Source organism: Bradyrhizobium sp. in8p8, assembly GCF_000426845.1.
GTDB classification, from domain to species: domain Bacteria; phylum Pseudomonadota; class Alphaproteobacteria; order Rhizobiales; family Xanthobacteraceae; genus Bradyrhizobium; species Bradyrhizobium japonicum_C.
Genome location: NZ_AUGD01000035.1, coordinates 1 through 13649, shown reverse-complemented (window position 1 = coordinate 13649; position 13649 = coordinate 1). Strand labels below are relative to the sequence as shown.

Below are 13649 nucleotides of genomic sequence, written 5' to 3'. Positions count from 1 at the left end.
CCCAACTACTAGTCCAGCTTCGGCCTGAGTTCGGTACCCACTGAAACGCCATCGCCCGAAACTTTGCTGACCGCGGCCCTCACCGGAGGGTTACGCTTGCCACGTGCAGCCCAAAACAGCGGATAACGACGATTGGGAGCTCGCGTGATTGCTGCGCGAAGCGCAGGGTCCCAGTCCCCTGACCAACCGCAGACAATCAGGCCATGTTCATCGATGATGCGGTCAAGCAGGGTGTTCATCGACGCGGCATAGGCGCTCAGCTCGGTCTCCGTGTTCAGTATCCGGGTATCGAGATAATCGCCGTGCAGCTTGACGACGTAGCAACGGCTGTGGATCAACGGAACCGCACCCTTCAGCGCATCCTCCGAGCCGATCACGGTCGGTTCAACCCCAATCTCTCGCAACGCGTTTTCAATGAGTCGGTCGAAATTGGTGGTCAGGATAACCCTGATGTGGCCAGCCTGCACCAGCTTGGCGATAGCCCGATGCGCCTTGGTGGGCACCTTCTTTCCGGATTCCAGCTCCTCCGGCATCGGCTCGATATAGCTATGCAGTATCGAGCGGCGCTCATCAGGTGTGGCCGACAACTGATCCAGCAAGTCTGAATATCCCGGTTCACTGCCGTGGATGCGCTTGTACCACACGGCCGAATCGGTCTCATCCGTCACGCCTTCAAGGGCTGCGACTCTTCTCACCAGGTCGAGCGTGATTTCCCAGCCCGTCGGTATCTCCGCGGCCCGTGATACACCCGAGCCAAGTAAGATGCAGTAGACGCCAGGATTTTCGTAGATGGAAAAGGCAAGAGCGTGCAGGGGATCAATCATTTGGCGGTGACATCATCCAAGGGCAGGGTATCAAGCGCTTGAGCGGCATCCGCTGGTTGCGGAGGGAGCTGCTGCCGCAGGGCGTCGCTGGCGTCCTTCTTCGTCTGGTCAAATGGCCGGCCGAGCAATATCGGACGCTCCGCGCCAATCGCTTTGCCGGCGGCAAGAAACTGAAATCGGCCGAGGTTCGGGATCGACCGGACATGTTGCGCGCTATAGACGCTCTCTAGGAACGTCAGGCTGGTCTGGTCGATTAGGCTGTGGGTGAGGAAGGTGTTGCATTGGGACAAGATCGTCTTGCTCACCAGTGCGGTGCGCTGACTGATCACCAAAAGCCCCACGCCGTATTTGCGGCCCTGGAGCGCGATTTGCCCGATCCGGCTGACAACCCATTGGGTTTCGTTGTCAAAGCCAGAGCTGAAATGCTCGGGAATGATGGTATGGGCCTCTTCGAGCACGATCAGGATCTTGCGGGCCTGCCGGTGCTGTCGCGCCCACGCCATGATCGTCGAGAGGTATTGCTCTGTGATTCTGAGCGTTGCCTTGGTGTTGGAAATTTCGGTCAGCTCAAGGATGGCCAGCTTCTCTCCTCCGGTGAGAAAGGTATCGATTTGCTTTTCGACCGATCCGCGGATTTTGCTCAAGCAGGTTTTCAGCGCCGCCTTCTCCTGCGGCGCGCCATAGGCTCCGGTCTCGACTGCGAACAGTTTCGTATCAAGGTCAGCGATCTCTGCCGGCGTGGGCGCCGGCACGATCGGCTTTAAGTCGGCCAGGCGCGCCTTGTATTCGCCGGTAAAATCGACGCAGAAGACCTTGAAATCGTTCTTTGCGGCCTCCCGGACGATATCCAGCGCCAGCTCAGTCTTACCGGTGCCCGTCATGCCGAGAACGGCCGTGTGGAATTGCACGAGATCATTGAGGGCGGCAGTCACCCCGATGTTTGTCGATGGCACATTGCCGATGACGAACTCGCCCTCCTTCAGGGTGGGCGCGGGGAACACACGCGCCTTGGCCCAAAACACGGGCGTGTTCATCGTCGAGAGCCAGCCGTATTTGGTGAAACCAGCCTCCGGCGAGTAGCAGCCGAGCTGAACGGCGTTGACGATGTGTGTGCCGCGGGGGTTCTGATCGAAGCTCTCTTCGGCGGTTTGGGCGTCGAGAATCTGGTAGAACACGTCGGTCCCGTTCAGCCGGACAAAGACCACCTGGCCCTCGGCCAACGGCGATGCCGCTGACACCTCGAAGCGCAGCACGCCGATGTTGGAGTTCTCGACAGTGAACCCGACCAATTCCGATCCCGGCGTACCGCTCAGGTTCTCGATGAACTGGGCGGTCTTCTCGGGCGAGTGCGATTGCACCACTTCGCCTTCCTCAAGCGCGATCTTGTCTTGCACCATTGCCACGCATAGCCCGGTGCCCATCACCTCCAGCCCCTGCACTTGGCTGAACAGCGCAAGCACAAAGCACTGATCACCATTCGACATGGCGGCCGTATGCAGCGTGTTGGGCTTCCAGGCTGCGCCACGGGCGAGTTTCACGCGTATGATGTCCGGATGGTCGATGCGCTCGATTGATCCGACCGCAGGCGATGAAACCTGGTGCTCGGCTTCCGCTTGCCACTGTTTCCACGCCGCCAAAACCCGCTCGGCAGGTCTGCCAATGGCTATCAGGGTCCAAAGGATCGTCAGCCAAGCGACCGTAATGGGACTGCTCGAGTAAGCGCCAACGATGCTGATGAGAGCAGGGGATGTATAGAGCAGTTCACCCTGGCCGAAGGTATCGGTTAGCCGGAACAAGAATCTGCCGATTGGTGATCGCCGGTTCTTGTCGTGCGCGAACAGGGCAAAAATCGCGCAGACCATGATAATCAGGCAATAGCCCACGGCCAGCCACCGGAAGGCCTCAAGATGGTGTCGCAGAGCCCCGACCCCAGTGAGATCGGCCGTAACCAATATCGCCATTGCCGCTATCGCGTTCGACAGGGCGTCTTTCGGGGGGACGAACCACGGGGCTGATAACAGCGCCAGAAACCAGAGCGCCAGGCCGCTCAGAAACCAGACGCTCTCAAGACCGCCGGTCGGGAGCAGGTTTCCCGACGTCACGTAGAGCGCGATGTAGAACACGACGATGTTGGCGCAGAGCGCTTTCGTGCGATCTGCCAAACTGGTCTGCAGGCGACTCGATACCATGCGATTCTCCGGTTGCGCGGAGTACTACCACACAACTTGGTCCGAAAAGGCTGGAAACGCGCGTTGTGCAAGGAAATTCAATGGCTTGGGCGGAACTAGAATGAAAATGTCGCTCTACCTTCTGCCGTGCTCGGCGCTGCTGATTTCTTCCGGCGCGCTCGCGGAGCCGGGCATGTTTTTGTGCCGGCCGCCAGTCGTCGCCAACAACTTCTGGACCTTAACCAGGCTGCCGGCGCGGGCGTGAAGCTGAACATGGGAGATCGCGCGCACAATCGAACAAAAGAACGGCTGCCCGTTCGTGCCTTCTACAAACCTCAAACCGATCGATTTCGTTGCCGGCCAGATGGCGATCACCGACGGCCGGGCTGCACCGCAACTCTGCACCATGTATGTCAACCGCCCGCCTAATTGAGCACTGCTATCTGGCAGTGGTCGGCAGCTTCTCCAAGGCTATTGCCCCTCAGGCGGAATCCGATCGCCACAGATCCGCAGACTTTGTGGGCTTCGGCAAGCGGGATCACTCTGGTCTGTCCACACCATGGACAGATCGAGGCCTTCATCCCCCGCTGGCACAAAGATCGACTCCGGCTTGGTGATCGGCGGCCAACCCTTTCGGACATCCCGTCGAACCGGTCCTCCCATTGGCCGTTCTCGTTCGTGCGAACAGCATAGCAATTATCCGGTAGTGACTGCTTGTTCCCGTGCCAAATTGGCCAGAACCCTGGCTTTACCGGGCCCCACTTCCCATGCCGCGGCGCGCATCTTGGCCTTGGCTTTGACATTGGCTCCCCGACCGACAAACGCCTGACCGTATCGCTGCAATTGACGGTTGTGAAACGATTTCTCCTCGCTTACGTCGACCGCCAGTCGAAGACGTAAGGCGCCAGGCGGAACGATCGCTCTGCGACGTCCATGGAAGCCGGATGGCAGACGCCTAAGGCCCGATATGCTCGTCTATCGGTTCGAAGAGCGATCTCTCCTCGCAGTGACAGCCGCTCGGCCCGGTCTGGGTAGCCGTGATTTTCACCTGAGTCCGGCCGCCGTCCGATGCGAGATGCTCATCTCCTGCTCAAGCAGCGGGATGAGGCTGGCACATATATCAAATAGCTTGCGCATAGCGTCGTTCAAATCGTCCCCACCCGCGGTATTCGTCCGGGGTGATCCCGCAGTTGGCACTCTTACAGTCCTTCAGGTGTGTTTGAGTGTTTGAGCGGTTGAGCGAATGCGCATGGCAAATCGAGAGGTCGATGATCTCGAAATAGATAGTTGTGTTTGAAGCGTAGTAGCCGTTCACTCAATCGATCTAGATCATTTTCCAATCACTCGCTACTTGGGCTTGAAAGAGCGAGGGATATTGCTTGATTTAACCCGGACCGCGGAGAAACCTCAGTCCCGTCGCTGGCGAACAGCCTTAGCTCGATCCATGAATGCGAGCACTTCCCGGTTAGATTGCTCAGCTGATTTCATCCCGCGCTTCGACGGACGCGAATCAATTTCCGAACGATCCTCGTGCGCGTTTCTTTTGCGGGAAACATCGCCATTTCCTCGATCTATTTTTCTATCACCGCGCGGTGCCGGACCGGATTGCTCCTCCCTGAAATCCACGGCTTTGGAAGCTTGTCGGCTTCTAGCAGCGGGATGTCGAACCCCGTGAGTAATCCCTGACGTTCTTGCGTCCTTAGATGACGAGGTTGCGTGTCGATTCTTCGTTGCGATCCGCTTGGGCGCTCCGTCTGTTACTTCCGCCGTTCGCTTTAAGGCCCGTTTTTCGTTCTGCAATTCAATTTGACGAACAAGCGCGGTCAGTCGATTGGTCGTGAGTGCACTACGATCCTTACCCTGGACGATGCCCTGACCGGCAAGAGCTGCCGCAATCGCAGACCATCGTACCCCGCGCTCGCGAAGCTTATAGATTTCCGAAAGAGCAGCCCGAATTGCCTTCGTGGTTCCTGTCCTTTCACGGCTGGATCGCGAGTTAGATAGCTCGGTATCCAACTCTAAAGCCTCTTTGCTAAGCTGATCGAGGTCCACAGTCATGCAGTGACCCTAGATGCTCAGCTCGAACCTAGCAAGGACTATCGTTTGCTAGTATTTGATACCTTTTGTCTCGCTATTAATACTAGTATTTGCACACCTGTGCATCTGGGATGCTGGGGATCAGAAATTGGTCTGCGGCGCCTACGGCGTCAGCCTCCTGTTCCTCCATCAACAGTCAGCGTCAGATTTGATCCACTTAGTTGACCCGCAAAGCACTCGGCTGCGTCATGGGGCCGCAGCTCATTCGCCCAGATTATTGCTTTGGCGCAAGCTCGTGACCGTCGCCGTCCTCCTACCTGAGAATAAATAAGCTCAGATCGGAGAAGCCCAGGTGATGTTTCTGACCAAGTCGCTCATACCCGCTGTCGTGGCGCTCGGATTGATCACGGGTAATCCTGGCCTCGCCGCTGAGCCGCACGACCACGGCGGAACGACTGCGCCAGTCCAGCTTCGGCTAGACCACGGCAAGAAGTGGCAGACAGATGACGTGGTGCGCCGCGGCATGAGCGAAATCCGTGTAGCCATGACGCAATCACTGATGTCCATTCACAATAATGCGTTCACGCCCGCGCAATACGAAGCGCTGGCGGAGCGCATCCAGAAGCAAATCGACTACGTGGTCGGAAACTGCAAGCTGCCCGAGCAGGCCGACCAGCAACTTCACCTTGTCCTCGAGCAGATCATCGATGGCGCCACTGACATGAAGGCCGCGACCGGCCGCGATCAAGGCGCTGTGAAGATCGTGCGGGCGCTGGCGCAATACGGCGAGCATTTCGACCATGCCGGCTGGCAGCCGGTGGAACATTGAAGTTCTTATATGCAGCTGGCCTCGGTGGACGATCTCAAATGGGGCTGCACGCCCGCAGTCCCGAGCACTTTTGCGGCGTACGGCCGGTACTGGCGCGCGCCTGCGCTTCCAGTCGTACCTGCACCTGCCTATCGCGTCATGCTGATCGTCGAGCACATTGTCATGTTGATGGCCTTGTCTCTTGAGCGGACAATCCCGCCTCCGATTTATATCGCCATCTCCATTTCGATTGTAGCATCCTGACCTTGTCGCTGCTTCCACTGATCAAGAGCGCGATCGTGCGTGGTTGCAGAGAACGTTTGGATGCACGACTTCGATACGCTCCAGAAAGGACGATTCATTATCTGCCTTCGACCCCACTGGACTTTGGGAGGATGATCATGCGACCACTTAAAACTATGCTGATGATGGCCATGCTGGTTGCGCTTCCCCGAATGACCCTAGCGGCCGACCGTATCGAGACCGCTGTCGCCGGAGGGGACCCGAATATCTCCATCCACCTGATCAGCAAGAAGGCCAAGAGCGCGAGCGCTAACAGTCCTGTGCTCATGCTGCATGCGTTCGGGTCTCCGTGCGCTGAAGCATTCGATCTCGCGCCGGGATTGTCGTGGATGGACGACCTGAGCGAAGCCGGCTTCACGGTCTATGCCATCGATTTTCGCGGTTTCGGCCAGTCCAGTCGTCCGGAAGCCGCCGCTCCCGTTGACCGGGCGACAGACGCCGTGCAGGACGTCGTCGCGGTGATTGAAGCGATCCGCAAGGAGACTGGTGCGCCGAAGGTGTCGCTGGTCGGCTGGAGCTGGGGTGCGGTGGTTGCATCGATGGTGGCGCTTGACCGGCACGATCTTGTCGATTGAATGGTCCTCGTAGGCGCGATGCGTGCTTTCAAGCTGCTGATGATGACGGAGCCGTTGGCCGCCAAGGAGGACTCTGCGAGGTTCGGACAGCCGCACGCTCCCTATCAAAAGCTCGATGCCGGCATGGTGCTGGGGCACTGGCACATGATGCTGAGGGGATCTTCGGGACTTGTCGATGCTGAGACGATTGCGAAAGTGCAGGCGCTGGCGGAACGCTGCGGCCATACCGACCCCGCGGCGCAGCCAAAGATCGTCATCCGCCCGATGGGGCCGCTCGTTGACCTTTTTTGAGATCTGGAGCGCTCGCCCAATCTACGACGCAGCCAAGATCAAGGTTCCAACGCTTGTCGTTCGAGGGGATCGGGATTCATTCGCGGACAAGCAATTAGCCGCGAAGATTCCGGGTGCGCAAGAGACGGTTGTCGTGGATGCCACGCATTGGGGGCCTTACGAACGCAACCGTGACGGCTTCACCGCGGCAAGCCGGGCATTTCTCTCGACGCGAAAATGAGCCGCTACGCGGCAATGCGAAAAGACGTTGTCTTGAAGAGAAATCATGGGTTTTCCAGCACGTTGGCCACATTGGAATTGCGGAGATGACGGTGTGTGTGGCTCGTCTCGCCCGCCGCGGATCAGGAAATTTCGGTCGTCCATGGCGCTCCCAACCACGGCTATGTCCCGCGGCCTTCCTGAATATCCTGCAAATCAGTGGCAATAAGAACTAGCAACTCACGTTGGAGAACTCCCACATTCGGAATTGCAAATCGCCGATCTCATGCTAAGGTAGTAATTGATTACTTTCTTCGAGGCCTAAATGCGTACCCGTGCCAAACATCTCCCCGCAGACGAAAGACGGGCTGTCACCGTTGAGGCTGTCGTTAGCCTGTCGGCCGAACAAAATCCGAGCGAGATAACGACAGCCGCGATCGCAAAGCGCATGGGGGTAACCCAAGGCTCCCTGTTCAGGCACTTTCCGACCAAGGACGCGATCCTGCAGGCTGTCATGGAGTGGGTAGCGAAGCGGCTGCTCGCCCGGGTCGACGATGCGGCGCGCTCCGCGACCTCTCCAATGGCCGCGCTCGAAGCCATCTTCATGACCCACATTCAATTCGTAGTGGACCATCCGGGTGTGCCACGTATGTTGTTCGGCGAGTTGCAGGGTGCTGAGCCGACGGTGGCGAAGCGCATGGTGCAAACGTTACTTCGCCGCTACGGCGAACGCCTGCATCGCATCATCGAACAGGGCAAACAATCCGGCGAACTTCCTGCGAGGCTCGATAACGAAGCAGCCGCCACGCTCTTCATTGGCATGATCCAAGGACTGGTCATGCAGTCGCTCCTCGCCGGTGAGGTAGACCGCATCCGCCGCGATGCGCCAGGCGTTTTCGCAATCTTCCGTCGCGGGATCGAGGTTGCGCCGTGAAACGCTCATCGCTCCACCGCCGAACATTGGCGCTTCTGGCCGTGATCGTGCCCTTGCTGGCGCTGTTCGTCTATGTTGCATTGCGATCGGGGCCGCTCGCACCTGTCCAAGTGACCGTTGTACCCGTCGAAAGCCGGCCTATCACGCCGGCTCTGTTCGGCGTCGGCACGGTGGAGGCCCGCTTCACATACAAGATCGGCCCGACGGCTGCCGGGCGGATTAAGCGGGTGGACGTGAATGCCGGCGACAGGGTCCACGCGGGTCAGCTCTTGGGGGAAATGGATCCCGTCGATCTCGACGATCGCATTATGGCCCAAGAGGCCGCAATCAAGCGCGCCGAGGCATCCGTGTCGGCGGCCGAAGCGCAAGTTCAGGACGCGCTGGCTCGACAGAACTACGCTGAAGCGCAGGCAAGTCGTTACGAACGGCTTTGGCAGACGCAGGTGGTGAGCGAAGCCGCCATCGAAGGAAAGCGGCAGGACCGGCAGACCACGGAGGCGGTCCTCATGGCTGCCAAATCCAATTTGGACGCCTATCGTCACGAGTTGCTGCGCACCCGTAACGACCGGGAAGGTTTGATCCAGCAGCGGGCAAGTTTGCGCCTGCTCGCGCCAGTGGATGGCCTGGTGGCTGTGCGCCACGCCGATCCCGGAACGACGCTGATCGCAGGGCAGCCCGTGATCGAAGTGATCGACCCTCGACAGCTGTGGATCAATGTCCGTTTCGATCAAAGCGGCGCCGCAGGACTCGACGCCGATCTTCCGGCGCGCATAGCGCTACGCTCTCGCGGCAATCAGCTCGCCGGCCGCGTATTGCGCGTAGAGCCTGTGGCCGACGCAGTGACTGAGGAAACCCTGGCTAAGATCGTGTTCGACACGATACCTGATCCTCTGCCGCCGATTGGTGAACTTGCCGAGGTCACCGTCGCACTGCGTCCCCTCCCAGCAACACCGGTCATTCCTAATGCGGCCATTCAGCGCGTCGACGGCAAGCCGGGCGTGTGGCGGATGATCAATGGAAATCCGCGCTTCACCTCTGTCAGATTCGGCGCCGCCGATCTGGACGGTAACATCCAGGTGCTGGAAGGTCTCAATGACGGCGATCAGGTCGTGGCCTACAGCGAAAGGATGCTGAGTGCGCAAAGCCGCGCGCATGTGGTCGAAAACATTGTCGGACCGTCAAGATGATCAGCCTCGCCGGCCGCGATATCCTGCACTCGTGGGGGAAGTTCGTATTCACGGGCGTCGGCCTGGGTCTCTTGATAGGCGTGACACTGACGATGGCCGGCGTGTATCGAGGCATGGTCGACGACGGCAAGGTGTTGCTCGACAACAGCGGTGCCGATCTGTGGGTCGTGCAAAAAAATACGCTGGGGCCCTACGCAGAGTCCTCGAGCCTGAATGACGACGCATACCGCAGTATTTTGGCAATGCCGGGCGTCGCTCAGGCTGCCAATGTCACTTATCTAACCATGCAAGTGCGGACGGGGAATGCGGATGTGCGCGCCATGGTGGTCGGCATCGCTTCCGGAGCAACGGATACGCCCGGCTGGCCGCCGTTTCTCGTCGCCGGACGACAAATCACCCGCAGCCACTATGAGGCGGTCGCCGACGTCGCCACCGGGTTCGAGCTGGGCGATCGAATTATCATCCGTCGCAATCAATACAAGGTCGTGGGGCTTACCCGACGCATGGTCTCGTCCAATGGCGATCCGATGGTATTCATCCCGTTGAAGGACGGCCAGGAGGCGCAATTCCTGAAGGACAACGACGCGATCGTCCAGCAACGCCGACGAACGGCGGAGAATCCCAGCCTCAACCGGCCTGGTGTACCTGGCCTCCTCGATGCTGTGATCGCCTCACAAAGTAGCAATCCTTACGTCAATGCCGTGCTCGTACGCGTCAAGCCGGGCTACGCCGCAGATGAGGTGGCCGAATCGATCCGACGCTGGAAACGCCTGACCGCCTATACCCGGCCTCAGATGGAGGACATTCTCGTCGGCAAGCTGATCGCCACCTCCGCCAAACAGATTGGCATGTTTCTGGCGATATTGGCCATCGTCAGCGCGGCTATTGTCGCATTCATCATCTACACCCTGACGATGGACAAGATCCGCGAAATCGCGGTTCTGAAATTGATCGGTACGCGAAATCGAACGATCGCCGCGATGATTTTGCAGCAAGCGATCGTCCTGGGACTTATCGGGTTTGTGGTGGGCAAGATAACGGCGACCTTTGCCGCACCATTCTTTCCCAAATACGTCCTCCTCATACCGACCGACTCGATTGCCGGAGCCATAGCCATCATGGTCATTTGTGCGCTGGCGAGCGTGATTGCCATCCGCATGGCGCTCCAAGTCGACCCGGCCGATGCCATCGGGGGATGAGATGGTCGGCAAGGGCATTCGTATCGAGGGGTTGAGAAAGCGCTATGGTAGCGGCGACACCGCCGTCGACGCCTTGAAGCGCGTGGATATGCAGGTCGCGCCGGGCGAGGTGATCGGCTTGATCGGGCCATCCGGCTCGGGCAAGAGCACCCTGCTTAAGGCGCTGGGCGCGGTGATTGATCCAACCGCTGGGCGCATGATTCTCGGCGACGAGGTGATCTACGACGACGGCTGGAAAATATCCGATCTGCGCGCGCTCCGCCGCGACAAAATCGGTTTCGTCTTTCAAGCGCCATACCTGATCCCGTTCCTGGACGTGACGGACAATGTTGCGCTTCTGCCCATGCTCGCCGGGACCCCCAACAGCGAAGCGCGTCAACGCGCATTGGCACTACTGAGAGCTCTCGATGTGGAGCATCGCGCCGGAGCCATGCCGTCACAGCTTTCGGGAGGAGAGCAGCAGCGTGTCGCCATTGCTCGAGGTCTTGTGAATCACCCGCCCGTGATACTGGCTGACGAACCGACTGCACCGCTGGATAGCGCGCGGGCTTTGGCTGTGATCCGGATCTTGAATGATATGGCGCAGCGCTTCGAGACCGCCATCATCGTGGTCACACACGACGAGAAGATCATCCCAACCTTCAAACGCATCTACCACATTCGTGACGGAGCAACTCATGAAGAAGCCGGCCAAGGACGTAGCATCGATTGACCAACCCACTTACGGCGGGGCTTGCCGTGCAGGACCTTCGTATTTCATTCCAACTCTCTTTACGTTGGTGACGGCCTGCATACTTGCCGCAACCGCCGCACAGCATGTCCGGGCTGGCGAAGCGGCTGATGCCAGGCCGCTAGAGCTGCGCAAGATCATGCAGGACCTGGACAAGAACGTGAAAGGGATTGCTAACGCCATTTCCCGAAAGGATTGGGCTTTTGTTGCCAAGACCGCTCTCTCGATCGCCGAGCATCCACAACCATCCGTGGGTGAGAGGATGCGTATCCTCAGCTTCATGGGGGCCGACGCCAGTGCATTTCGAGCATACGACGGGAAAACACATCACGCAGCGCGAGCCCTGGAAGAGGCTGCACTTCAGCGCGATGCACCGGCGGTCATTGCGTCCTTTACCGCCTTGCAAGACAGTTGCTCCGCCTGCCACCAGCGCTTCCGCAAGCCTTTTGTGGAGCATTTTTATGGGAAAGACTGAGACCCGCCGCATATCTACAATGGACCCATTTTTGCCTGTGGTACCGGCAGGGCAGCAACGCCTCATCGCCAGCTTGTACGTCCTCGAAACTCACTTGGACATGATCGACTGGCTCGTTAGGCAGTCGCCGTCCGATAATTCGTCCGGAAACTGCGAGGTTATCGCGATCGAGTTAATCCAAAGACGCACCGTCAGCTGGCATTGCACGAACAAAAACCCCGCCGCCGATCGTGTCACCTACCGGAGGAGCGCAGAGACAATCGCGCCGCTTTTCCGACTGCCGCGGTGATATCTAAGAACCGCTGACAATCGCGCGTGAAGTCAGAGACACATGAGAAGCCCAATGTGGAAGAGATGCTTATTTGCAGCGATCTTGTTGGTTTTGACGCTACCAGCGTATGCAAGTGCGATTGCTTCTTCAACCGCCACGCCTCCTGCTTCTCGAAATCCGGCTGGAGATCGCGCCGAGCTTGATCAGCAGATGATCAACCGTGAGCTAGAGCTATTTCGTGGGACGCAGATTTCACTTTGCCAGGCGCTGCTCGCAGCCGAACAGTTGCACCCGGGTTCGAGCACGTGGGATATCGGCCTTGACGGCAGCTCAGGGTCGCCGGTCTACCGAGTTAAGACAGTAAAGGTCGATCGAATCTGGAATGTCGCCATCGATGCACGCACTGGAGACGTTACAGGCGGCGAGATCGTCTCTTTGAGAGAAGACCTGAATACGAAAGATCGGAATAGCGTCATCGCGCTGACGACTGTTCAGCAGAGCCTCCTGGACGCTGTCCTCATTGCGGAACGAGCCACGCAGGGAAAAGCTATCGGCGGAACGATAGTCAGAGAAGCCGAGAGGTTCAACTTCGTCATTGTCGTCGTAAGCGGAGACGACCTAAAGCAGGTCACCCTTGAGCCGCCGAGAGCCCATCGCCGCGAGCCTCATCCACGTCACTCTGCCGTGATCCAGCCCTGCGGATAAACGCTATTCAGTTCGCGCAAGAGCAGCTCGCACGCCTAATAGAACTGCGAATCAAAGATAAGAGAAGGAGACAATGCCGGTAGATCAGATGGCCATGTTTGCGACATCAGGGTCAATTGCGCTCTTTATCGACGGCGCGAACCTCCACGCCACAGCGAAGACCCTTGGCTTCGAGATTGACTACAAGCGCTTGCTCATCGGATTTCAAAGCCACGCGACGCTGTTGCGGGCCTTCTATTACACCGCCCTGATCGAGGATACAGAATATTCTTCTCTGCGTCCCCGCTTGGACTGGCTCGCCGAGCGGCTGGTCGCGCATGTTATCGACGCCAAGTATCATTAGCATTTGCCGCTTTACCGCCAGGCGCAGATGCTGGCGACGCACGATATCGCCATGGACCGTTCCACGCTCGCCTTCTGGGTCGGCTATGCGGCCCAGGAATTGAAGCCCTTGTGGCATCGTTTGCGCCAGCTTCGCTCGACTCTTCGGAGCTCTGTGTCGATGAGACCGCGGCACCGGTGTTGGATCCGGGATGCGGCAGGTAAAACCGGCTGCTTCTGGGCGTTATCGCGCGATGACAGGTCCTGGCCGGACCTGACCCACCTGGGGTCGCTTATGCCTATGCACCGGGCCGCGGGGCCCTTCATGGCTTGCGCTTGCTCGCGGGCTATCGCGGCATCATCCACTGCGGCGGCTATCAGGCATACAAGACCATGACCCGAGAGACGCGTGCGGACGCCCTGTCCGGGACGCTCGCCTTCTGCTGGTCGCATCTGCGGGGCCAGTTTGTGAAGATCGAGCGCGAGGTTGCTCCGGCGCCGGCTCCGGTTGCCCGCGAGGCCCTTGAGTGTCAATCGGCTTGCAAATTTGGCTCTGACGCAAGTTTGGTGCAGCGCCGACTATTCTGCACCGATTAGTCTGGCTTGAAGCAGATCGATTTTGC

At 58.8% G+C, this 13649-nt stretch carries 15 protein-coding genes and 2 pseudogenes; 13 read left to right on the top strand and 4 right to left on the bottom strand.

All coding sequences use genetic code 11. The annotated features are described in order from the left end of the window. Positions 1-8: 8 nt before the first annotated feature. The 4 genes from K408_RS39915 to K408_RS42525 all read right to left on the bottom strand — a co-directional run bounded on the left by K408_RS39915 (position 9) and on the right by K408_RS42525 (position 5050). Positions 9-824, bottom strand: a complete 816-nt coding sequence (locus K408_RS39915) for an SIR2 family protein (protein WP_051350493.1) — start codon at positions 822-824, stop codon at positions 9-11. Further along, positions 821-3013: an ATP-binding protein gene (locus tag K408_RS0136150; RefSeq protein WP_024336868.1), complete on the bottom strand. Its 2193-nt coding sequence runs from the start codon at positions 3011-3013 to the stop codon at positions 821-823. Before K408_RS0136150 ends, K408_RS39915 begins: the two co-directional genes overlap by 4 nt. Positions 3014-3127: 114 nt before the next feature. Next, positions 3128-3409 (bottom strand): hypothetical protein, encoded by a 282-nt coding sequence (locus K408_RS0136145; protein WP_155248201.1) that lies wholly within the window; start codon positions 3407-3409, stop codon positions 3128-3130. A gap of 990 nt (positions 3410-4399) precedes the next feature. Then, entirely contained in the window at positions 4400-5050 is a 651-nt protein-coding gene (locus tag K408_RS42525) for a hypothetical protein (RefSeq protein ID WP_155248200.1), read from the bottom strand. 334 nt (positions 5051-5384) lie between these two features. Between K408_RS42525 and K408_RS0136135 the strand changes: the two genes are divergently transcribed. The 13 genes and pseudogenes from K408_RS0136135 to K408_RS43070 all read left to right on the top strand — a co-directional run. Next, entirely contained in the window at positions 5385-5858 is a 474-nt protein-coding gene (locus K408_RS0136135) for a hypothetical protein (RefSeq protein WP_024336866.1), read from the top strand. Positions 5859-5867: 9 nt separating this feature from the next. Then, positions 5868-6101: a hypothetical protein gene (locus tag K408_RS0136130; protein WP_024336865.1), complete on the top strand. Its 234-nt coding sequence runs from the start codon at positions 5868-5870 to the stop codon at positions 6099-6101. A 131-nt stretch (positions 6102-6232) separates the two neighbouring features. Next, complete coding sequence (locus tag K408_RS40645) at positions 6233-6715, top strand: alpha/beta hydrolase (protein ID WP_080654814.1); 483 nt, start codon at positions 6233-6235, stop codon at positions 6713-6715. Positions 6716-6733: 18 nt separating this feature from the next. Continuing rightward, complete coding sequence (locus tag K408_RS40640; protein ID WP_155248199.1) at positions 6734-7006, top strand: hypothetical protein; 273 nt, start codon at positions 6734-6736, stop codon at positions 7004-7006. Next, the gene (locus K408_RS42520; protein ID WP_155248198.1) at positions 6993-7226 is read left to right on the top strand and encodes an alpha/beta fold hydrolase; all 234 of its coding nucleotides are present in this window, start codon (positions 6993-6995) and stop codon (positions 7224-7226) included. Before K408_RS40640 ends, K408_RS42520 begins: the two co-directional genes overlap by 14 nt. Positions 7227-7529: 303 nt before the next feature. Continuing rightward, the gene (locus K408_RS0136120) at positions 7530-8138 is read left to right on the top strand and encodes a TetR/AcrR family transcriptional regulator (protein ID WP_024336864.1); all 609 of its coding nucleotides are present in this window, start codon (positions 7530-7532) and stop codon (positions 8136-8138) included. Further along, on the top strand, positions 8135-9325 hold the full coding sequence (locus tag K408_RS0136115; RefSeq protein ID WP_024336863.1) for an efflux RND transporter periplasmic adaptor subunit: 1191 nt from the start codon (positions 8135-8137) through the stop codon (positions 9323-9325). The genes K408_RS0136120 and K408_RS0136115 overlap by 4 nt, the downstream gene beginning before the upstream one ends. Next, a complete protein-coding gene (locus K408_RS0136110; RefSeq protein ID WP_024336862.1) occupies positions 9322-10524 on the top strand; it encodes an ABC transporter permease in 1203 nt (400 codons plus the stop codon). Before K408_RS0136115 ends, K408_RS0136110 begins: the two co-directional genes overlap by 4 nt. A 1-nt stretch (position 10525) precedes the next feature. Then, a complete protein-coding gene (locus K408_RS0136105; RefSeq protein ID WP_024336861.1) occupies positions 10526-11236 on the top strand; it encodes an ABC transporter ATP-binding protein in 711 nt (236 codons plus the stop codon). Further along, positions 11202-11729 carry a cytochrome c gene (locus K408_RS0136100; RefSeq protein ID WP_080654813.1) on the top strand — a complete coding sequence of 176 codons (528 nt, stop codon included), beginning with the start codon at positions 11202-11204 and terminating at the stop codon, positions 11727-11729. The genes K408_RS0136105 and K408_RS0136100 overlap by 35 nt, the downstream gene beginning before the upstream one ends. Before the next feature lie 343 nt (positions 11730-12072). After that, positions 12073-12705 (top strand): PepSY domain-containing protein, encoded by a 633-nt coding sequence (locus tag K408_RS39905; protein ID WP_080654812.1) that lies wholly within the window; start codon positions 12073-12075, stop codon positions 12703-12705. A gap of 94 nt (positions 12706-12799) precedes the next feature. Beyond that, a pseudogene (locus K408_RS41720) lies at positions 12800-13003 on the top strand (NYN domain-containing protein); the annotation flags it as partial. Positions 13004-13006: 3 nt separating this feature from the next. Then, positions 13007-13554, top strand: a pseudogene (locus K408_RS43070) (IS66 family transposase); the annotation flags it as partial. Positions 13555-13649 lie beyond the last annotated feature (95 nt).

What these genes read in the sequence shown, in the direction of transcription:
- K408_RS0136105 (WP_024336861.1), top strand. Translation starts at nt 10,526, where the DNA reads ATGGTCGGCAAGGGCATTCGTATCGAGGGGTTGAGAAAGCGCTATGGT.
- K408_RS0136110 (WP_024336862.1), top strand. Translation starts at nt 9,322, where the DNA reads ATGATCAGCCTCGCCGGCCGCGATATCCTGCACTCGTGGGGGAAGTTC.
- K408_RS39915 (WP_051350493.1), bottom strand. Translation starts at nt 824, where the DNA reads ATGATTGATCCCCTGCACGCTCTTGCCTTTTCCATCTACGAAAATCCT.
- K408_RS42525 (WP_155248200.1), bottom strand. Translation starts at nt 5,050, where the DNA reads ATGACTGTGGACCTCGATCAGCTTAGCAAAGAGGCTTTAGAGTTGGAT.
- K408_RS0136100 (WP_080654813.1), top strand. Translation starts at nt 11,202, where the DNA reads ATGAAGAAGCCGGCCAAGGACGTAGCATCGATTGACCAACCCACTTAC.
- K408_RS0136130 (WP_024336865.1), top strand. Translation starts at nt 5,868, where the DNA reads ATGCAGCTGGCCTCGGTGGACGATCTCAAATGGGGCTGCACGCCCGCA.
- K408_RS0136120 (WP_024336864.1), top strand. Translation starts at nt 7,530, where the DNA reads ATGCGTACCCGTGCCAAACATCTCCCCGCAGACGAAAGACGGGCTGTC.
- K408_RS0136150 (WP_024336868.1), bottom strand. Translation starts at nt 3,013, where the DNA reads ATGGTATCGAGTCGCCTGCAGACCAGTTTGGCAGATCGCACGAAAGCG.
- K408_RS40645 (WP_080654814.1), top strand. Translation starts at nt 6,233, where the DNA reads ATGATCATGCGACCACTTAAAACTATGCTGATGATGGCCATGCTGGTT.
- K408_RS40640 (WP_155248199.1), top strand. Translation starts at nt 6,734, where the DNA reads ATGCGTGCTTTCAAGCTGCTGATGATGACGGAGCCGTTGGCCGCCAAG.
- K408_RS0136135 (WP_024336866.1), top strand. Translation starts at nt 5,385, where the DNA reads ATGTTTCTGACCAAGTCGCTCATACCCGCTGTCGTGGCGCTCGGATTG.
- K408_RS39905 (WP_080654812.1), top strand. Translation starts at nt 12,073, where the DNA reads ATGTGGAAGAGATGCTTATTTGCAGCGATCTTGTTGGTTTTGACGCTA.